Source organism: Pseudomonas sp. S3E12, from assembly GCF_001702295.1.
Classification (GTDB): Bacteria; Pseudomonadota; Gammaproteobacteria; order Pseudomonadales; family Pseudomonadaceae; genus Aquipseudomonas; species Aquipseudomonas marginalis.
This window is the reverse complement of sequence record NZ_MBDT01000018.1, coordinates 17,194-34,789: the sequence shown is the minus strand read 5'-3', so window position 1 is coordinate 34,789 and position 17,596 is coordinate 17,194. Positions and strand designations below refer to the sequence as shown.

General features: G+C 63.2%; 19 protein-coding genes. 8 read left to right on the top strand and 11 right to left on the bottom strand.

Annotation, left to right across the window (positions count from 1 at the left end):
* Positions 1-41 precede the first annotated feature (41 nt).
* The 3 genes from BB029_RS14980 (at position 42) to BB029_RS14975 (ending at position 2,051) form a co-directional block, all read left to right on the top strand.
* Positions 42-818 (top strand): helix-turn-helix domain-containing protein, encoded by a 777-nt coding sequence (locus tag BB029_RS14980; protein WP_065939784.1) that lies wholly within the window; start codon positions 42-44, stop codon positions 816-818.
* A 69-nt stretch (positions 819-887) separates the two neighbouring features.
* Positions 888-1,061 carry a DUF1427 family protein gene (locus BB029_RS32200; RefSeq protein WP_081744482.1) on the top strand — a complete coding sequence of 58 codons (174 nt, stop codon included), beginning with the start codon at positions 888-890 and terminating at the stop codon, positions 1,059-1,061.
* A gap of 30 nt (positions 1,062-1,091) precedes the next feature.
* A complete protein-coding gene (locus BB029_RS14975; RefSeq protein ID WP_065939783.1) occupies positions 1,092-2,051 on the top strand; it encodes a zinc-binding alcohol dehydrogenase family protein in 960 nt (319 codons plus the stop codon).
* A 16-nt stretch (positions 2,052-2,067) separates the two neighbouring features.
* Here BB029_RS14975 and BB029_RS14970 read toward each other — a convergent pair whose 3' ends face one another.
* The 3 genes from BB029_RS14970 to BB029_RS14960 all read right to left on the bottom strand — a co-directional run bounded on the left by BB029_RS14970 (position 2,068) and on the right by BB029_RS14960 (position 5,152).
* A complete protein-coding gene (locus BB029_RS14970) occupies positions 2,068-3,096 on the bottom strand; it encodes a purine nucleoside permease (protein WP_065939782.1) in 1,029 nt (342 codons plus the stop codon).
* Positions 3,097-3,110: 14 nt separating this feature from the next.
* Positions 3,111-4,058 (bottom strand): nucleoside-specific channel-forming protein Tsx, encoded by a 948-nt coding sequence (locus tag BB029_RS14965; protein ID WP_027607506.1) that lies wholly within the window; start codon positions 4,056-4,058, stop codon positions 3,111-3,113.
* A 155-nt stretch (positions 4,059-4,213) separates the two neighbouring features.
* Positions 4,214-5,152, bottom strand: coding sequence for an AraC family transcriptional regulator (locus tag BB029_RS14960; protein WP_065939781.1), 939 nt, complete (start codon positions 5,150-5,152; stop codon positions 4,214-4,216).
* A gap of 210 nt (positions 5,153-5,362) precedes the next feature.
* Here BB029_RS14960 and BB029_RS14955 point away from each other — a divergent pair, with 210 nt between their 5' ends.
* Together BB029_RS14955 and BB029_RS14950 are read left to right on the top strand one after the other, a co-directional pair.
* Entirely contained in the window at positions 5,363-6,673 is a 1,311-nt protein-coding gene (locus BB029_RS14955; protein ID WP_065939780.1) for a sugar ABC transporter substrate-binding protein, read from the top strand.
* Between the two features lie 21 nt (positions 6,674-6,694).
* A complete protein-coding gene (locus tag BB029_RS14950) occupies positions 6,695-7,468 on the top strand; it encodes an L-iditol 2-dehydrogenase (protein ID WP_065939779.1) in 774 nt (257 codons plus the stop codon).
* Positions 7,469-7,606: 138 nt separating this feature from the next.
* On the opposite strand, the gene BB029_RS14945 is transcribed toward BB029_RS14950, so the two are convergent.
* On the bottom strand, positions 7,607-8,299 hold the full coding sequence (locus BB029_RS14945) for an NUDIX hydrolase (protein ID WP_065939778.1): 693 nt from the start codon (positions 8,297-8,299) through the stop codon (positions 7,607-7,609).
* Positions 8,300-8,445: 146 nt separating this feature from the next.
* Here BB029_RS14945 and BB029_RS14940 point away from each other — a divergent pair, with 146 nt between their 5' ends.
* The 3 genes from BB029_RS14940 to nadE are packed head-to-tail and all read left to right on the top strand — an operon-like array spanning position 8,446 to position 11,130.
* Positions 8,446-9,093 (top strand): nicotinamidase, encoded by a 648-nt coding sequence (locus tag BB029_RS14940; protein WP_065939777.1) that lies wholly within the window; start codon positions 8,446-8,448, stop codon positions 9,091-9,093.
* Between the two features lie 11 nt (positions 9,094-9,104).
* Positions 9,105-10,322 carry a nicotinate phosphoribosyltransferase gene (gene pncB / locus BB029_RS14935; RefSeq protein WP_065939776.1) on the top strand — a complete coding sequence of 406 codons (1,218 nt, stop codon included), beginning with the start codon at positions 9,105-9,107 and terminating at the stop codon, positions 10,320-10,322.
* 1 nt (position 10,323) lies between these two features.
* Positions 10,324-11,130 carry an ammonia-dependent NAD(+) synthetase gene (gene nadE, locus BB029_RS14930; RefSeq protein ID WP_065939775.1) on the top strand — a complete coding sequence of 269 codons (807 nt, stop codon included), beginning with the start codon at positions 10,324-10,326 and terminating at the stop codon, positions 11,128-11,130.
* 12 nt (positions 11,131-11,142) lie between these two features.
* Here nadE and BB029_RS14925 read toward each other — a convergent pair whose 3' ends face one another.
* Genes BB029_RS14925 through BB029_RS14895 form a run of 7 tightly spaced genes read right to left on the bottom strand, consistent with a single transcriptional unit; the run spans position 11,143 to position 17,582 of the window.
* Positions 11,143-12,174 (bottom strand): ABC transporter substrate-binding protein, encoded by a 1,032-nt coding sequence (locus BB029_RS14925; RefSeq protein ID WP_065939774.1) that lies wholly within the window; start codon positions 12,172-12,174, stop codon positions 11,143-11,145.
* Between the two features lie 14 nt (positions 12,175-12,188).
* Complete coding sequence (locus tag BB029_RS14920; RefSeq protein WP_065939773.1) at positions 12,189-13,286, bottom strand: FAD-binding oxidoreductase; 1,098 nt, start codon at positions 13,284-13,286, stop codon at positions 12,189-12,191.
* Positions 13,283-14,626 carry an NAD(P)/FAD-dependent oxidoreductase gene (locus BB029_RS14915; protein WP_065939772.1) on the bottom strand — a complete coding sequence of 448 codons (1,344 nt, stop codon included), beginning with the start codon at positions 14,624-14,626 and terminating at the stop codon, positions 13,283-13,285. The genes BB029_RS14920 and BB029_RS14915 overlap by 4 nt, the downstream gene beginning before the upstream one ends.
* Positions 14,623-14,913, bottom strand: a complete 291-nt coding sequence (locus tag BB029_RS14910; protein ID WP_065939771.1) for a (2Fe-2S)-binding protein — start codon at positions 14,911-14,913, stop codon at positions 14,623-14,625. Before BB029_RS14910 ends, BB029_RS14915 begins: the two co-directional genes overlap by 4 nt.
* Positions 14,913-15,707: an ABC transporter permease gene (locus BB029_RS14905; protein ID WP_065939770.1), complete on the bottom strand. Its 795-nt coding sequence runs from the start codon at positions 15,705-15,707 to the stop codon at positions 14,913-14,915. The genes BB029_RS14910 and BB029_RS14905 overlap by 1 nt, the downstream gene beginning before the upstream one ends.
* A gap of 4 nt (positions 15,708-15,711) precedes the next feature.
* A complete protein-coding gene (locus BB029_RS14900) occupies positions 15,712-16,557 on the bottom strand; it encodes an ABC transporter permease (protein ID WP_065939769.1) in 846 nt (281 codons plus the stop codon).
* Positions 16,554-17,582 carry an ABC transporter ATP-binding protein gene (locus BB029_RS14895; RefSeq protein ID WP_065939768.1) on the bottom strand — a complete coding sequence of 343 codons (1,029 nt, stop codon included), beginning with the start codon at positions 17,580-17,582 and terminating at the stop codon, positions 16,554-16,556. The genes BB029_RS14900 and BB029_RS14895 overlap by 4 nt, the downstream gene beginning before the upstream one ends.
* Positions 17,583-17,596: the final 14 nt, after the last annotated feature.

Below are 17,596 nucleotides of genomic sequence, written 5' to 3'. Positions count from 1 at the left end.
GTCTTTACCATGGCGGCTGACTCCCGATAGATGTGCTCCCCATGGCCCTGGCTGCACCCCCCGACCTCAGTGATCACGCCGTCCCCGTGCAACCCTTGGCGCGCACCTACCCGCGTGGCCTGTACGTGGAGCCCCATCGCCACGACTGGGGCCAATTGCTCTATGCCATGAGCGGCGTGATGTGGGTCGAGACGCCTCGTGAAGCCCTGGTGGTGCCGCCCCAGCGCGCGGTCTGGCTGCCGCCGGGCGTGGAGCACGGCATTCGGGTGGTGTCGGATTTGCAGATGCGCAACATCTACTTGCGTCCGGCCCTGGCGGCGACATTGGACAGCCAGGTGCAGGTGATTGAAGTCGGTGGGCTGCTGCGTGAGTTGATCGTCACGCTGGTGGAACAGGGCGACAGCGGTGACGCGGGGTATTACGCCGCCTTGGTCGGCCTGGCCCTGCTGGAGTTGCAACGGGCGCGGCGCTCGCAGATTCGTATCGCCATGCCGGTGGAGGCTGACCGCCGGCTGATCAGCGCGTGCCAGGCGGTCATGGCGGCGCCGTCCCTGGAGATTCCTTTCGAGCAGCATGCCGAAGCGGCCGGTGCCAGCGTGCGCACCTTGGCGCGACTGTTCCAGTACCACCTGGGCATGGGCTTTGCCGAATGGCGCCGCCAGGTGCAATTGGCCACGGCGGTGGCCGAGCTGATCCAGGGCCAGTCGGTCAGTGCTGTCGCGCGTTCCCTGGGCTATTCGCCGAGCAGTTTCAGCGACATGTTCCGGCGTGAACTGGGGATGGCGCCTTCCCAGTACGTGAGTTGGCCGAAATCCTGAAGCCCTTGGCCGATGCTGCCGGGATGGGCTCCCTACACTAAGCCCATCAACCCAACAGGCGTCGCCCCCATGAGTTACCTGATCTCCCTTGGCATTGGCCTTTTTGTCGGCGTGATCTACGGCGCCCTGGACTTCCGCTCGCCCGCACCGCCCGCCATTGCGCTGGTAGGGCTGATGGGCATGCTGCTCGGCGAAAAACTCTGGCCCATGGGGCGGCAGTTGCTCAGCGGTTGGTGGTCCTGATTCCTTTTCTCCCTTCGATGGATACTGGCAATGAAAGCACTGCAATTTTCCGCCACTGGCGACCTCGGCGCCCTGAGCTTCGTCGACGTCGCCACGCCGGTACCGGCCGCCGATGAAGTGCTGGTACGGATCAAGGCGGCGGGCCTCAACCCCAGTGACGTGAAGAACGTACTCGGGCGTTTTCCCTACACCACCGTGCCGCGCATACCTGGCCGCGACTTCGCAGGCGTGGTGGTGCAAGGTCCGCAGGCGCTGGTGGGGCAGGAGGTCTGGGGCACCGGTCGCGACCTGGGCTTTTTCGCCGACGGTTCCCACGCCCAATACCTCACCGTGTCGGCCAAAGGCGTGGCGCATAAACCTGCCCACCTGAGTTTTGCCCAGGCCGCCAGCCTGGGTGTGCCCTACACCACGGCCTGGGATGCGCTGCAGCGCAGTGGCGTGGGCAAAGGCACGCGCTTGCTGGTGATCGGCGCCAATGGGGCGGTGGGCGGTGCGGCATTAGCCTTGGGAAGAGTCCTGGGTGCCCAGGTGTTGGCGGCGGTGCGCAAGGTTGACCAGGTCAAGGTATTACAGGCGCAAGGGTACGACGCGATTGCGTTGGGCAAGCCCGAAGCGCTGGGCGCGCAGGTGAATGCGGTGTTCAAGGGTGGCGCCGATGTGATCTTCGACACCACCGGTTTCTGGCTGCCGGCGGCCGTGGCAGGCCTGGCGCCGTTCGGTCGCATCGCGATCATTGCCGCGCCGGTGGACGGTCACGTACAACTGCCGGCCCTGGCCCTGTATCGCAAGGGCGGATCGGTGGTGGGGATCAATTCATTGCTCTACAACTGTGAGCAGTGCGCGGTGATGCTGGAGCAGTTCGGACGTTTTTTCGACGAGGGCTTGTTGCCGCTGCCCACCGGCCTGCGCGAGGTGGCGCTGGCCGATGGGGTGCAGTGCTATGGGGAGGTGAACCAAGGCAGTGCGGACAAAATCATCTTCCTGCCTTGACACTTTTCGGGCTGCACTAGGCTTCTGGAACGCCTTTTTCCCAGGCCGACCAGTTGTTGAGGATCGCCTGTACCAGCGGGTTCCCCGTGCGGTACAGGTTTTCCAGCGCTGGTACGAACCCGCCCTGGTCGGCGTATTTGAGCAGGTTGTCGACTTCGCTGTAGCCGGGGTATGGGCGGTCGAAGTCCGAACCGGCACGTACGACGGCCAGGCGCTGGATGTCCACCAACCCCTCGCGGCTGGCGCGCAGCAAGGCTTCGTACGTGGAGTTGTCTTCCTGTTGGGTGGTGCAGTACTCGCCTTTGTTATCCGTGAGCAACTTGGTCCACACCTCGGCGCGTTCGCTCAGGCGCGTACCGGAGAACCAGGTATTGCCCGCCAGGGTGTCGCAGCGGGTGACTTGCGGCGGCTGGTTGGCGGGGGCGGCGGGGTAGTGTTTGCGCCAGGCGGCGGACTCTTTGCTTTCCGTAAGTTCGACTGTGTGTGACAGGGCGAACGCCTTGGCCTGCAGCTTGGGGTTCAGCTCAAACACTTCGGTCTTGTAGTCCAGCGGCGGCTTTTCGTTGGGCCCCTTGGTGTTGATGCCAAGGTAGCCGGTCGGCCAATCCTTGGGCGCATCCCGCGAATCCAGCTCCCACTGGGTGCCGAACTCCACCAGGTAGTGGGCCCAGGCGGCAGTGCCGATGGTGCCGTGTTTCGGGCTGATCCCGGCAATCCCGGCGATCAGGAAATAGCTCTGGCGCAGGTCGAACTTGGGCGACAACGCCAGGGCCAGGGTGGACGCGGCGGCGTTGGTCTGGCCCATGCCGGTCACCAGCAGGCACACGTGCCGGGTGTTGCAACGGATCACTGGGTATTCGGCAGACAGGCCGGGCACGCGCACTTCCTGCTTGAGTTCCAGGCGGTCGATCCAGGTTTGCGCCTCGGGGGCGAACATGGTGATCAGCATCACCTTGGGCTTGATGGGGGCAGCAGAATCAGCCAGCACCACATGGGGCAGCAGCGCCAGGCCGACGGCCATGGAGAGACGGGTAAACGTATTCATCTAATACTCCTTGATCAGAATTGGTAGCCCACGCCGGCGTAATAACCCCAGCCGTCGGAGCGGGCGCGGAAGTTACCCTCGCCGAAGTTCAACTCACTGCCGTCTTCCCAGTTGCCGCCGTTATGAAAGTAACGACCGACCAGGGTGAAGCGCAGGTGGGTGAAGGAATACAGCAGCACGTTGGTCGCCACCAGGGCGTTGGCGGTGCGCGCCGGGTTGTCCTTGTGCAGGTCCGAGCCGAAATCGTAGTTGGTGAAACCGATATAGGTCAGCGACGCACCGTTATCGAACTTGCCGATGGGCACGATGTATTTCATCTGCGCGCGGTAGCCGTCCCAGGAATACTCATTGCTGGCGCCGTAGTTTTCCCACTGGTAACGCCCGTAGAAGTTCGCCGACAAATTGACTCGCGAGTGGGTGTCGATGTCCGTACCGAGGCCGCTGTACAGGGTGTTGGCACGGTTGGCTTTGTTGCTGCCGTGGTCGTAGATCCAGTCGAACGCCACATACCATTCCTTGAACGGGCCGATGGCCAGGCTGCGTCCGGCCAGGTAGTCGATGGAGATACGCGGCTCGTGCTCCATGAACACCGGCGAGCCATGGTCCCACGCGCCTTTGTCGTTACTGTTGCCGATACCGAGGATCTTTGGCACGTCGATGTAGCCGTACAACTCGAAGGGCCCCTTGCGGCCGAAGTACTCGTATTCCAGGTAGACATCATCCTGGGGCTTGGGGCCGAAGCTGATGTCTTTACTGCCGATCAGTGTCAGATCCTGGTTGAACCATTCCGACAGATAGACACCTTTTTTCGCCGGGCTGGCCTCAGGGCTCAGGGTTTCGCCCTGTGCTGAGTCATCCACGGGTTTTTCCTGCGCCAAAATGGGTGCGCTGAGTACTCCCGTTACGGCGGCCAGTAGCAAGGAAACACCAAAGCAGGCACGGGGCCTTGAGGTGGGGTGCATTGAAAGTCCCTATTCGTACGCGGTTTGAACCCGATTCTTCGGGTCGTGGTGAACTTGGTTGCCAAGTTCGTACCGCAAACGGTTGCACAGGCTGTACCAACTTTGCTTAATGGATTGAATGCCATGGAAAAAAGCAGAATTACTCGACCTTTTGATCAGAAATGACTGGGTGTCATTTTCTCGAAGGGGTTGAACAGGTGTATCGGCGGTTCGCGGCGATATTCACTGGGCGTCTGGTGCATCTCGATCCGGAAGTGCCGGTTGAAGTTGGACAGGTTGGCGTAGCCCACTTCAAAACAAATATCCGCCACCGACATCTCGCTTTGCAGCAGTAACCGACAGGCGCGTTGCACGCGGAATTTGCGCATCAGGTCGATAAACCCATGTCCGGTGTTGCGCTTGAAGAAACGTGAGAAGCCCGGTTCGCTCATGTCCAACTGTTGGGCGATGACCGAGAGGCGCACGTCGCCGGTGAGTTCGCGCATCAGGTAGTCGAAGGCCTTGTTGATGCGCTCGGCGCTGCGGGCGTCCAGGGTCGGGGCGTAACAGGGGCTGGCCAGGGCCTTTACTTGCTGGGCCGGGGCGTTTTTCAGGCCGTCGAGCAGTTGCAGGAACAGGGTCAGCCGTTGCAGGCCGTGGGCGTTGCCGATGGCCTCCATCAAGCGTGCGGCCTGCACTGCGGTGTCGCCGCTGAACTCCAGGCCACGTCGGGCTTGTTCGAACAACGGTTGCAGGTCGCCGAGTTCCGGCAGGGTCTTGCGCAGGGCGAGCAGGGCGGCGCCGTCGAATTGCAGCACCACGTCGCGCCCGCTCAAGTGTTCGCCGGGGGCCAGTTCGCCGATCCAGTCGTGGGGCAGGTCCGGGCCGATCAGCGCCACATGCCCGGCGTCGAACGCACCGATATAATCGCCCGCCACCAACTTGCCGCTGCCTTGGCGGATCAGGTGGATTTCAAATTCGGGATGGTGATTCCAGCGTGCCAGATCGTAGGGGTAGTCATGTTCGAACCAGCGAAAGCAGTGCTGCGGCTCGGGCAGGATCACCTCAAGCTCGGCGGGGCGATGTTCGAACAGCTTGGCGCGGCTGACGGGCATGGTGCTGCCTCTTCTATGGGTGCAGTCGCCTCAAAATACGCGGGTGGCACTACCTGCGCTACCCCCGGTTTCGCCCGGCACTGATACTTTTTTGCGCCCTATTCAGCGGTTAAAAAAGTATCAGCCAGGCATGCGTCAGGCGTTTGTGAGGGCCTGGCCCAAGCTGCTGTAATCGGCCCTCAACAACAAAAACAACAGGTGGAAACCGCTATGTCCAAGATTCCGCAAGCGTTGTTCCTGCTTTCCGGCCTGGCCTTGGCCATGCCGAGCCAGGCTGCCGATACCGTGACCATCGCCACGGTCAATAACAGCGACATGATCCGCATGCAGCGCCTCTCCAAGGTGTTCGAGCAGCAGCACCCGGACATCCGGCTCAACTGGGTGGTGCTGGAAGAAAACGTGCTGCGCCAGCGCCTCACCACCGATATCGCCACCCAGGGCGGCCAGTTCGATGTGCTCACCATCGGCACCTACGAAACCCCGCTGTGGGGCGCCAAGCACTGGCTGGAACCGCTGACCCAATTGCCGGCCGATTACGACGCCGACGATATCTTCCCCTCGGTCCGCCAGGGCCTGTCGGTCAACGGCACCTTGTATGCCTTGCCGCTCTACGGTGAAAGCACAGTCACCTACTACCGCACCGACCTGTTCAAGCAGGCAGGCCTGAGCATGCCCACGCACCCGACCTGGACCCAGCTCGGTGACTTCGCCGCCCAGCTCACCGCCAAGGACAAAGGCCAATACGGCATGTGCCTGCGCGGCAAGGCCGGTTGGGGCGAGAACATTGCGCTGCTGAGTACCATGGCCAACGCCTTCGGTGCGCGCTGGTTCGATGAGCAGTGGAAGCCGGAATTGACCAGCCCCGAGTGGACCGCCGCCGCCAACTTCTACGTCAACACCCTCAAGCAATACGGCCCGCCCGGCGTGTCCAGCAACGGCTTCAACGAAACCCTGGCGCTGTTCAACAGCGGCAAGTGCGCGATCTGGGTCGATGCCAGCGTCGCCGGCTCCTTCACCACCGACAAGAGCCAGAGCAAAGTCGCCGACAGCGTAGGCTTCGCCGCAGCCCCCACCGAAGTCACCGACAAAGGCTCCTCCTGGCTGTACGCCTGGTCGCTGGCCATCCCGGCCACGTCCAAGCACAAGGACGCCGCCAAGGCCTTTATCGCCTGGGCCACGTCCAAGGACTACATCCAGCTGGTCGCCGATAAAGAAGGCATCACCAACGCACCGCCTGGCACCCGCCAGTCCACCTACAACGCGGCGTACCTCCAGGCCGCACCGTTTGCCCAGGTGACCCTGGAGATGATGCGGCACGCCGACCCCGCGCACCCGTCGGCCAAACCCGTGCCGTACGTGGGCATCCAGTACGTGACCATTCCCGAGTTCCAGGCCATCGGCACGTCCGTCGGCAAGCTGTTCTCGGCGGCGCTGACGGGGGGCATGGCGGTCGAGCAGGCGTTGCTCCAGGCGCAGTCCACCACCGAGCGCGAAATGAAACGCGCCGGCTATCCCAAATAATGTTCAAAGGACAGATGCCTTATGAAACGACTCGAAGGTAAGAGCGCGCTGATCACCGGATCGGCGCGCGGGATTGGCCGCGCGTTTGCCCAGGCCTATATCCATGAAGGCGCGACCGTCGCCATCGCCGACATCAACCTGCAACGGGCCCAGGCCACCGCCGCCGAGCTTGGCCCACAGGCCTACGCGGTGGCGATGGACGTCACCGACCAGGCCTCCATCGACAGCGCGATTGCCGCCGTGGTCGCCCAGGCCGGCAAGCTCGACATCCTGGTCAACAACGCGGCGCTGTTCGACCTGGCGCCCATCGTCGACATCACCCGCGACAGCTTTGATCGGCTGTTCTCGATTAACGTCGCCGGCACGCTGTTCACCCTGCAAGCCGCCGCCCGGCAGATGATCCGCCAGGGCCATGGCGGCAAGATCATCAACATGGCCAGCCAGGCCGGGCGACGTGGCGAGCCGTTGGTGGCTATCTACTGCGCGACCAAGGCGGCAGTGATCAGCCTCACGCAATCGGCGGGGCTCAACCTGATCAAGCAGGGCATCAACGTCAACGCCATCGCCCCGGGTGTGGTGGATGGCGAGCATTGGGACGGGGTGGATGCGCTGTTCGCCAGGCATGAAGGGCTGGCACCTGGCGAGAAGAAGCGGCGGGTAGGGGCCGAGGTGCCGTTTGGGCGGATGGGGACGGCCGAGGATTTGACCGGGATGGCGATCTTCCTGGCGTCCAAAGAGGCTGACTACGTAGTGGCGCAAACCTATAACGTGGATGGCGGTAATTGGATGAACTAAGCCATACACCGCTCAAAATGTGGGAGGGGGCTTGCCCCCGATGGCGGTGGATCAGTCACTCTATTTGCTGACTGTCACACCGCTATCGGGAGCAAGCCCCCTCCCACATTTGAAGGTCATCGTTCTTGAAAAGGGTGCCTAATCGGCAAAACTGCGATCAAAGAAGTAAACCGCCCCAGGCCTCAGGTTCTCCACCGTCGCCTGGGGCCTGCCGCCTTCACCCTGCTTCTTGCGCCCCGTCTCGCGCAAATATCCCGCCTCCGTCAGCTTCAACAGGCGCTGGCGAATACTGGTCTTGAGCACCGGCCGCTCCAGCACCAGGGAAAAGATCGTGGTCGCCTCCGGCGCGCTGAATTCATTGCCCAGGAACATCAGCGGCAAGTTGCTGTACAGCGACTTGGAAAACAGCCGTTCCTGCACGGCCGCGACGATGCTGTTGTGATCGAACGGCAACTTGATGCTGCCATCAGCCACCGCCTTCAGCGCGAACCAGCCTTGATGCTCACTCGGCGCCACCTCATCCGCGACGATCGCCAGGTAGTACGTGGACGAGGACCAGCAACGCGGATCGCGAAACGCATCGCCTACCGTGCCCACTTGCTCGCTCCAGGCCAGCTCCAGGCCGACCTTGCTGCTGGCGCGCAAGCGTTCCACCGCATCCTGGAGGCTCAGATCTTGCACGTCGCCATTCACCACCACCCCCGGCAACGCCCAATGCCCGGTGAAGGGCTCGGCTTCGCGCTTGTTCAGCAACAACTGGAGTTCCCCGGCGGCGCGGCAGTAGCACAGCACGCACAGGTCGACGGTATGGAGGTAGGGGCTAAGGGGCATGTGACGTCCTTCTGAACAGCGGTGGGGCACAGTCTAACGGATCGAACAGATATGTCATGTACCTGCGTCAGGATAGATAAAAAAATGTTTCTTGCAATGAAAGTACATGACGTGTACTTTTGTTTCCAGGCCTCAGGAGAACCGCCATGACCCTTGCGAAAACTGCCATTGCTTCATTCGACGTCGATGCCCAGAAGAGCTTCACGCCGTTGTGCCCCAACGAGTTGCCGGTGGCCGGCGGTGACCGGATCGGTGCCGAACTCAACTACATGGCCAGCCTCGCCGGCTACCGCGTCGGCAGCAAGGACGCCCACACCCCCCATGCACCCTGGGTGGTCACGCAGCACAGCGAGATGCTCCAGCCCACCGGCCTGGTACACGCCGATGTGACCTGGGTCAGCCACTGCGTGCCGGGCACCGAAGGCTTTACCTTGCTCGACGAGTTGCCCACGCCCTATGACTACGACTACTTCATCTGGAAGGGCGTCGAACCCGACCTGCACCCCTATGGCGCCTGCTACCACGACCTGCACGACAAACTCTCCACCGGCGTGATCGAGTACCTCAGGGCCCAGGGCGTAAGCCGCGTGATCGTCGGCGGCCTGGCCCTGGACTACTGCGTCAAGACTACCGCCTTGCAACTGCTCAAGGCCGGCCTGGAGGTGGTCCTGCACCTGCCGGCGTGCCGGGGGATCAGCGAGGAGGGCGGTGTACAGGCTATCAATGAGTTGCTCAAGGCCGGTGCCGTCATCAGCAGCACCCGCGAAGAACTGGCCGCGATGGCCACGCGTTAAGGAGATACACCATGGAAAGTGCCTACGACTACGAAGCCCCGGTGATCCAGGGCTTGCTCGACACCGACTACTACACCTTCACCATGATGCAGGCGGTGTTGCACCAGCACCCGAATGTCGATGTGGAATACAACTTCATCGTGCGCGCCAAGGAAAAGCTCGGCCACCTGATCCCCGAGTTGCGCGCCGAGCTTGAAAAAATGGCCGGCCTGCAGATGCGCGAGGGCGAGTTGCGCTTTCTGTTCAACCCACGCTTTCGCGAATACCTGACCCCCGACTACGAACGCTTCCTCGGCCTGTTCCGCTTCAACCTGCGCTATATCCACGTCAGCGAAGTCGACGGCCAACTGAACATCCGTGTGGTCGGGCCGATGCTGCACTGCATCATGTTCGAACAACCGCTACTGGCGCTGGTCAGCGAACTGCGCAACCGCGCCAAATACCCCGACGTGACCCTGGAAGACGTCACCCGCAAGCTCTACCAGAAGTTCGACTGGCTGGAGAAAAACCTCAGCCGCGACGAGTTGGCCGACCTGCGCGTCTCCGATTTTTCCACGCGCCGGCGCCTGTCGTTCAAGGCCCAGCGCGAAGTAGTGGACATCATGCGCCGCGACTTCCCCGGCCAGTTCGTCGGCACCAGCAATGCGCACCTGGCCTACGAATTCGACCTGCCACTGATCGGCACCATGGCTCACCAGTGGATGATGGTGCACCAGCAACTGGGGCGGTTGCGCGAAAGCCAGAACGCCGGCCTGGAAAACTGGGTGCGTGAATACCGCGGCCGCCTGGGTATTGCCCTGACCGACACCATCAGCACCGACTTTTTCCTCAAGGATTTCGACCTGTATTTCGCCAAGCTCTACGACGGCCTGCGCCAGGACTCCGGTGACCCTATCGCCTGGGCCGACAAGGTGCTGGCCCGCTACAAACAGCTGGGCATCGACCCGATGACCAAGGACCTGATGTTCTCCGACGGCCTGAACTTCGAAAAATGCCTGCCGATCCTGCGGCACGTGCGTGGCAAGGCCAAGTTCGGTTTCGGCATGGGCACCAGCCTGGCTTGCGATGTGGAAGGCGTCGAGCCGCTGAGCATCGTCATGAAACTGGTGCGCGTGCACGGCGAACCGGTGGTGAAGTTCTCCGATGACCCGGTGAAGAACGTCTGCGAAGACCCCTCGTTTTTGCAGTACGCGGCGAAGGTATTCAATGTCGGCAACGTGGAGGTGTGACATGCAGGAACGTATCGCGCAGGAACTCAATATCGATCGCACATTGGTGAAGGGCGGTGAAGCCCAGGAAATCCAACGGCGCCTCGACTTCATCAAGACCACCTTGCGCCAGTCAGGCTGCAAGGCCCTGGTGCTGGGCATCAGCGGCGGCGTCGATTCCCTCACCGCCGGCCGCCTGTGCCAGCTCGCGGTGGAGCAATTGCGCACCGAGGGCTACGCCGCGCGCTTTATCGCCATGCGCCTGCCTTACAAGACCCAGGCCGATGAACGCGACGCCCAGGCCTCGCTGGATTTCATCACCCCGGACCATATCGACACCCTGAACATCGCCGCCAGCGTCGATGGCTTGATGGCCAGCCTCGGCGCCCCCGAAGCCAGTGCCTCGCAGGTGGATTTCATCAAGGGCAACGTCAAGGCCCGCACCCGCATGATCGCCCAGTACGCCGTGGCCAACCTGCACAACGGCCTGGTGGTCGGCACCGACCATGGCGCCGAAGCATTGATGGGCTTCTTCACCAAATTCGGCGACGGCGCCTGCGACCTGGCGCCACTGTCGGGCTTGACCAAGACCCAGGTGCGCCTGCTCGCCAGTGCCCTCGGCGCACCGGCGAACCTGGTGCACAAGCAACCCACGGCCGACCTCGAAGAGCTCGCACCGGGCAAGCTGGATGAGCATGCCTATGGCTGCACGTATGAGGAGATCGATGCGTACCTGATGGGTGAGCCGGTGAGTGAGCGGGTGAGGGACATCGTGGAACGCGCCTACCTGAAGACCGCCCACAAACGCGCGCAACCCATCGTCCCATGATCGTTTCTATGCTCAACGCTCAATCGACCGACTCCACCGCGCATTCCACTCCGGCCGCGCCTGGTTCACCTGGTCCCAATCAATCGAAATCGCCGTCTGCAAATACCCCTGCATCGCTTCCACCCGTGCACGGGTCTTGTCGGTGGTCGGTGTGGTTGGGTTCGACGGGATCTGGTCGCCTTCTTCCAGTGCCGGGGCCTGGGCCTCGGCGGTCAGCAGGAAGGCGGCGAGTTTCTGCGCCAGTTCCGGCTGGTCATTGCGCGCAATCACGCATTCGGCGACGTTGAGCACCACCGCGCCTTCCTTGGGCTGTGCATATTCCATCGGCACGCCGAGCAGTTTCTGGGTGGCGACCTGGGTTGGGGTGAGGGGGAAGATCGCGGCTTCGTCGGTCTGCACCATCTCGGAGATCTTCGCCGAGCTGGCGATGTATTCCAGCACGTTGGGGCCGACGGTTTTTGGCCAGGCCTTGAAGCCGGGCTCCACGTTGGTTTCGTCGCCGCCCAGCAGGCGGTTGAACATCAGGAAACCGTGCAGGCCGAAGGTGGAGGAGGCCAGGGATTGGAACACCACTTTTTCCTTGAAGCGTGGGTCGGCCAGGTCCATCCATGAGGTCGGCGCGGCCCAGCCTTTTTCCTTGAACATGCGGGCGTTGTAGCCCAGGCCGGTGACGCCCAGGGTCACGGCCACGGCTTGGTCCTTGATCTTCGCCTTGTCCGGGATCTGCGCCAGGGTCGGGCTTGGCGCCAGTTTGTCGCATAGGCCCATGGAGATGGCGCGGTACATGATGCCGTCGTCGAGGAACATCACATGCATCTGTGGGTTGTCTTTGTTGGCCTGGACCTTGGCGAGGATGTCCGACGAGGTGCCGGGGACGATCACCACCTTGACGTTATTGGCCTTCTCGAACGCGGGCAACACCTTGTCGGCGTACACCCGTTCCATGGTGCCGCCGTTCATGCCCAGGTACAGCGTCGGTGCAGCGTGGGCGGTGGAGGCGAGCAACGTGAGGGACAAGCAGGACAGCGCGATACGTGGGTTCATGGATGTTTTTCCTCTCAGGCTTGGAAACGACGGATGGAAAACGCTTCGATGGGTTGGCGGCTGGCCCCGTTGCAGACGATCTCTGCCAAGGCTTCACCGACCGCAGGACCGAGCTGGAACCCGGCGCCGGCAAAGCCGAAACCGTGGAGCAAGCCCGGTTGGGTGCTGCTGGGGCCGATCACCGGTTCATGATCGGGTAGATAACCTTCGGTGCCGCTCCAGGTGCGAATCGCCTGGGCACCCTGGAGGAACGGGTACAGCTCGCCGGCATTGCGCAGGATCTCCAGCACCGCCGCTTGCCCCGGACGCGCCTGTTTAGGCCCGAGGGCAAAGCCGCGACCGCCGCCGAGTATGCAATTGCCCCGGGCCACCTGCCGCGCATAAATCCCGCCGCCTTCAACACCGGTGCTGACGTTCATTACCACCGGCAGCGGTTCGGTGACCAACATGGCCGGGTGCGCCGACATGATCGGCACTGGCTCGCCAAATTGCGCGGCCAGGGTGCCGGCCCAGGCGCCGGTGCAGTTCAATAACCAGGGGGCCTGCAGGTGCAGGCCGTTGGCGCAGTGCACGTGGAAATGACGGCTGTCATGTTCGATCCGCACCACGTCGGCCTGCTCGTATACCGATGCGCCAAGGCGTTGCGCGGCGCGGGCGAAGGCAGGCGATACCAGGCGCGGGTTGGCGTGGCCGTCTTCGGGGCACAGTGAGGCGCCCACCGCGATATCGCCGACCCAGGGGAAACGTGCGCGCAGTTCGGCGTGATCGAGCAACTGCAAGCCCAGGCCAAAGCCTCGGGTGTGCTCGGCATACGCCTGCAACGCGGCGAAATCCCCATGGCTGCGCGCCAGTTTCAAATGGCCGGAACGCACGTATTCGCCATCGATACCGATCAACCTCGGCAAGTCGGCCCACAGCTGATGGGCGCGCTGCGACAACGGCAACTGATGCAACGGCCGACCCTGGCGCCTGACGCCGCCGTAGTTCACCCCGCTGGAATGCGAGCCACAAAAGTCGCGCTCCACCAGGGCCACGCGCTGGCCTTTCTGCGCCAGCATCAAGGCCGCTGAAGCACCGACGATCCCGCCGCCCAACACGATGACATCGATCATGGCAGCACCTCCACGCCAAACGGCAGCGGCTTGATCGGTGCCTGGCCACGCAAGCGGCCGACGTTTTCAATCCCGCGACCACTGCGCTCGGCGACTATTTCCGCCGCCGCCAGCCCGCACATGCGGCCCTGGCAGCGGCCCATGCCGACCCGGCAATGGGCCTTGACCCGGTTGATCTCCCAGTGACCCTCATCCACCACGGCGCGTATATCGCCGACACTGACTTCTTCACAGCGGCACACAATCAATTCATCCGGTGCCTGCGTCGCCCAGTCTTCGGGGAAGGGGAACGCCGTTTCCAAACCCTGGCGAAAGCGCTGGATGCCTGCCAGTTGCTGCTCCAGCACAGCGGGGCGGCGATGATCGATGGCCACGCCCGCATCTTCCAGCACCGCCAGCGCCGCCCGCTCGCCGGCCATCTGTGCGGCATCCGCGCCCATGATCCCGGCGCCGTCGCCTGCCAGGTACACGCCTTCGCGGCTGCTGCGCCCAGCACTGTCCCGTCGCGGCAACCAGGCACGGTTCAAGGCATTCCATTCAAATTCACAGCCGAGCAGATCCGCCAGCTGGGTTTCGCTGCGCAGGGCATGGGCGAAGGCCACGGCGTCACAGGCCAGCCCCTGCGTATCCCAACGAATACCGTTGACCCGTTGCTCACCGTCGATCTGCTGCAGCGTCGCGCCCTGATGCACCGGCACCCCATGGGCGCTCAGCCAGGCGCGGTAATACATGCCCTTGGCCAAGGTCGCCGGTTGCCCGAGCAGCGCCGGCAACGCGCGGCACTGTGCACTGAACGGCGCGCTGTCGAGCACCGCCACCACCTTGGCCCCGGCCTTCGCGTATTGATAGGCCACCAGGTACAGCAACGGCCCGCTGCCACAAAACGCAACGCGCTCGCCGATGGCGCAGCCCTGATACTTCAAGGCGATCTGCGCCGCGCCCAGGCTGTAGACGCCGGGCAGGGTCCAACCCGGCACCGGCAGGATGCGGTCGGTGGCGCCGGTGGCGACGATAATCCGCGAATACTCGACGCGTTCGGCACGGCCGTTATTGAGCATATCCAGACGATCATCCTCGGCATTCCACACCAGGGTTTCCGGCCGGTAGTCGATCAACGGCGCCAACTCGTCCAGGGTGCGGTGGACGGCTTCAGCCTTGCTCGCCTCAAAACCGTATACCTGCTTGGCCGTACGCTGGAATCCCAGGGGTTGACGCCGATAGATCTGCCCACCACCGCGCAGGCTCTCATCCACCAGGCACGCCTGGATGCCGTGGTCGAGCAGGGTGCGCGCCGCGCTGATTCCCGCTGGACCGGCGCCCACGATCACGACCGGCTTCATGCTTGGCGCCCCGGTTCGCGGCTGATCGCCAGGCCTTCTTCGAGCAGCGTCGAACAGGCGCGCACACGGCGCCCATCCGCCAGCCGCACCCAGCAATCCTGGCAGGCGCCCATCAGGCAGAAACCGGCGCGGCGCTCGGCGCTGAAATCGCTGCCGCGCAGGTGCTCGGCGCAGGTCAGTACGGCGGTCAGCAGGGTGTCGCCGAGCAAGCCGGTGGCCGCTTGCCCGTCGAGGGTGAAGGCCAGGGCAGGGCGCTCGGTTTCGGCTAATCGTTTGAACAAGGCCATCAATGTTTCCCCACCAGCACGCGGTCCAGGCCGTAGACGCGGTCGAGCAGAATCATGGTCGCCGCCGTCAGCGCGATCACCAGCGCCGACACCGCCGCCATCATCGGATCGATGGACTCGGTGGCGTACACATACATGCGCACCGGTAGGGTTTGGGTGGCTGGCGAGCTGACAAAGATCGACAGCGTCACTTCGTCGAAACTGTTGATGAACGCCAGCAACCAGCCCCCGGCCACGCCGGGCAGAATCATCGGCAGGGTGATCTGGCGAAACAGCGTAAAACGCCCGGCGCCGAGGGATTCGGCAGCCTGCTCGGCGCTGCGATCAATGCCGATGGCCGCCGCCAATACCAGGCGCAGCACATACGGCGTGATGATCACCACATGCGCGAGCATCAACCAGGTAAAACTGCCGTTGACCCCCATCAGTGCAAACAGGCGCAGCATTGCCACCCCCAGCACCAGGTGCGGGATGATGATCGGCGACAGGAACAGCGCGCTGAAAAAGTTGCGGCCGAGGAACTGATAGCGACTGATCGCCAACGCCGCCGGCACCGCAATCAGCGTCGCCAGCGTGGCGGCGGTAAACGCCAGGACCAGGCTGTTGTAGAACGCCTGGATAAAATCGGCGCGCTCGAACACCGCGCGAAACCAGCGCAACGAGAAGCCCGAGGTGGGCAGGCTCAAGGTGTTCTCTGGCGTGAACGCCACCAGGCACACCACCACCAGCGGCGCCATCATGAACAGCACCACCAAACTGTGGAAACCAAGGGCCAAAGGACCGTTTCTGGACATGCGCTTAAACCCCCAGGGATTTTTTGTAGCGGCTTTCGAGCATGCGGTTCCAGCTCAGCATGATCAGCAGGTTGACCAACAGCAGCACCACCGCGATGGTCGCCCCCATGGGCCAGTTGAGTTCCGAGAGGTATTGGTCGTACACCACGGTGGCGACCATTTTCAGGCGCCGCCCGCCCAGCAGGCCGGGGATCGCAAACGAGCTGGCGGCCAGGCCGAACACGATCAGGGTGCCGGACAACACCCCCGGCATGACCTGGGGCAACACGATTTTTCGCATCACCGTGGCCTGGCTCGCCCCCAGCGACAAGGCTGCCTGTTCGGCCGATGGGTCAAGCTTTTGCAGGGAGGTCCACACCGGAATGATCATGAACGGCAGCATCACATGCACCAGCGCGATAATCACTGCGAACGGGGTGTACAGCAGCTTCACCGGGCGCCCGCCGAGTGCCTGGATCACCTGGTTCACCAGGCCGTCGGCGCCGAGCAGCAGGCTCCAGCCGAAGGCGCGCACCACCACCGAAATCAGCAGCGGCGTGAGGATCAGGATCAGGAAGATAGAGCGCCACGGCGTGCCCATGCGGCTGAGGATGTAGGCCTCAGGCACGCCGATCACCACGCACAGCAGGGTCACCAGCGCGCTGATCCAGAAGGTGCGCCAGAAGATCTCGTAAAAGTATGAGTCGCTGAACAACGCCAGGTAATGGGCCAGAGTCCACTCATCTCCCTTTATGCCCACCTGGTAGTCGAACACGTTGAACGACAGCACCAGGGTCAGGCCCAGCGGCAGGAGCAACAGGCCGGCAAACAGCAGCAGTGCCGGCAGCGAGAGCCAGTAACCCCGGCTCATGGGTGCACCTCATCCGCTGCCAGCACCCGCAGCAGCCCGGCTTGCCAGTCCAGGCCGACCGCTGTGCCGTTGCCCATTGGTGCGCTGCCATCGTTGCTGCGCACCACGGTGATTTCGCCGAGAGGGGTGTGGACGCGGTACAGCCATTGGCTGCCGAAGAAGTAGCGGTCGAGCACTGTGCCTTGCAGGCGACCCGAACCTGCGTCTACCAGGCTGATTTTTTCCGGGCGCAGGCTCAGCGTCAGCTCGCCGTGGCCGCTTTCGTGGCGGACTTGCGGCGTGCCCAGTTGGTCGTAGTCGCCCGGCAGCAGGTTGGCCTTGCCGACGAAGTCCGAGATAAAACGGGTGCGCGGATGTTCGTAGAGCGTGTACGGCGCATCGATCTGGGTCACGCGCCCGGCCTGCATCACCACCACACGGTCGCTGATGGACAGTGCTTCGGCCTGGTCGTGGGTGACCATCAAGGTGGTGATGCCCACGGCGCACTGGATGCGGCGGATCTCGAACTGCATCTCTTCGCGCAGGTTGGCGTCCAGGTTCGACAGCGGTTCATCCAGCAGCAGTACCGGCGGTTCGATCACCAAGGCGCGAGCCAGGGCCACGCGCTGGCGTTGGCCACCGGACAACTCCCGTGGGTAGCGCTCTGCGTGGGGGGCAAGTCGCACCAGGTCGAGCACGGTCTTGACCTTGGCGGCGATCTCCACGGCCGGCACTTTGCGCATCTTCAGGCCGAAGGCGACGTTGTCGCGCACGCTCATGTGCGGGAACAGTGCATAGCTTTGGAACACCACGCCCAGGCCACGGCTGGCGGGCTTGGCGTGGGTGATGTCGCGGCCGTCGAGCAGGATTTGCCCGCCGCTCACGTCGACGAAGCCGGCGATCATTTGCAGGGTGGTGGTCTTGCCGCAGCCCGAGGGGCCGAGCAGGGAAACGAACTCGCCTTTTTCCACCGCAAGGTCGGTGGCGACCACCGCGTCGACGGCGCCGTAGCGTTTGCTCAAGGCGTTGAGTTGGAGAAATGCCATGTCTGCGTTCCACC

Excerpts from the sequence above, each read along its gene's own strand:
- BB029_RS14980 (WP_065939784.1), top strand. The coding sequence starts at position 42 with ATGGCCCTGGCTGCACCCCCCGACCTCAGTGATCACGCCGTCCCCGTG.
- BB029_RS32200 (WP_081744482.1), top strand. The coding sequence starts at position 888 with ATGAGTTACCTGATCTCCCTTGGCATTGGCCTTTTTGTCGGCGTGATC.
- BB029_RS14975 (WP_065939783.1), top strand. The coding sequence starts at position 1,092 with ATGAAAGCACTGCAATTTTCCGCCACTGGCGACCTCGGCGCCCTGAGC.
- BB029_RS14970 (WP_065939782.1), bottom strand. The coding sequence starts at position 3,096 with ATGAATACGTTTACCCGTCTCTCCATGGCCGTCGGCCTGGCGCTGCTG.
- BB029_RS14965 (WP_027607506.1), bottom strand. The coding sequence starts at position 4,058 with ATGCACCCCACCTCAAGGCCCCGTGCCTGCTTTGGTGTTTCCTTGCTA.
- BB029_RS14960 (WP_065939781.1), bottom strand. The coding sequence starts at position 5,152 with ATGCCCGTCAGCCGCGCCAAGCTGTTCGAACATCGCCCCGCCGAGCTT.
- BB029_RS14955 (WP_065939780.1), top strand. The coding sequence starts at position 5,363 with ATGTCCAAGATTCCGCAAGCGTTGTTCCTGCTTTCCGGCCTGGCCTTG.
- BB029_RS14950 (WP_065939779.1), top strand. The coding sequence starts at position 6,695 with ATGAAACGACTCGAAGGTAAGAGCGCGCTGATCACCGGATCGGCGCGC.
- BB029_RS14945 (WP_065939778.1), bottom strand. The coding sequence starts at position 8,299 with ATGCCCCTTAGCCCCTACCTCCATACCGTCGACCTGTGCGTGCTGTGC.
- BB029_RS14940 (WP_065939777.1), top strand. The coding sequence starts at position 8,446 with ATGACCCTTGCGAAAACTGCCATTGCTTCATTCGACGTCGATGCCCAG.
- pncB (WP_065939776.1), top strand. The coding sequence starts at position 9,105 with ATGGAAAGTGCCTACGACTACGAAGCCCCGGTGATCCAGGGCTTGCTC.
- nadE (WP_065939775.1), top strand. The coding sequence starts at position 10,324 with ATGCAGGAACGTATCGCGCAGGAACTCAATATCGATCGCACATTGGTG.
- BB029_RS14925 (WP_065939774.1), bottom strand. The coding sequence starts at position 12,174 with ATGAACCCACGTATCGCGCTGTCCTGCTTGTCCCTCACGTTGCTCGCC.
- BB029_RS14920 (WP_065939773.1), bottom strand. The coding sequence starts at position 13,286 with ATGATCGATGTCATCGTGTTGGGCGGCGGGATCGTCGGTGCTTCAGCG.
- BB029_RS14915 (WP_065939772.1), bottom strand. The coding sequence starts at position 14,626 with ATGAAGCCGGTCGTGATCGTGGGCGCCGGTCCAGCGGGAATCAGCGCG.
- BB029_RS14910 (WP_065939771.1), bottom strand. The coding sequence starts at position 14,913 with ATGGCCTTGTTCAAACGATTAGCCGAAACCGAGCGCCCTGCCCTGGCC.
- BB029_RS14905 (WP_065939770.1), bottom strand. The coding sequence starts at position 15,707 with ATGTCCAGAAACGGTCCTTTGGCCCTTGGTTTCCACAGTTTGGTGGTG.
- BB029_RS14900 (WP_065939769.1), bottom strand. The coding sequence starts at position 16,557 with ATGAGCCGGGGTTACTGGCTCTCGCTGCCGGCACTGCTGCTGTTTGCC.
- BB029_RS14895 (WP_065939768.1), bottom strand. The coding sequence starts at position 17,582 with ATGGCATTTCTCCAACTCAACGCCTTGAGCAAACGCTACGGCGCCGTC.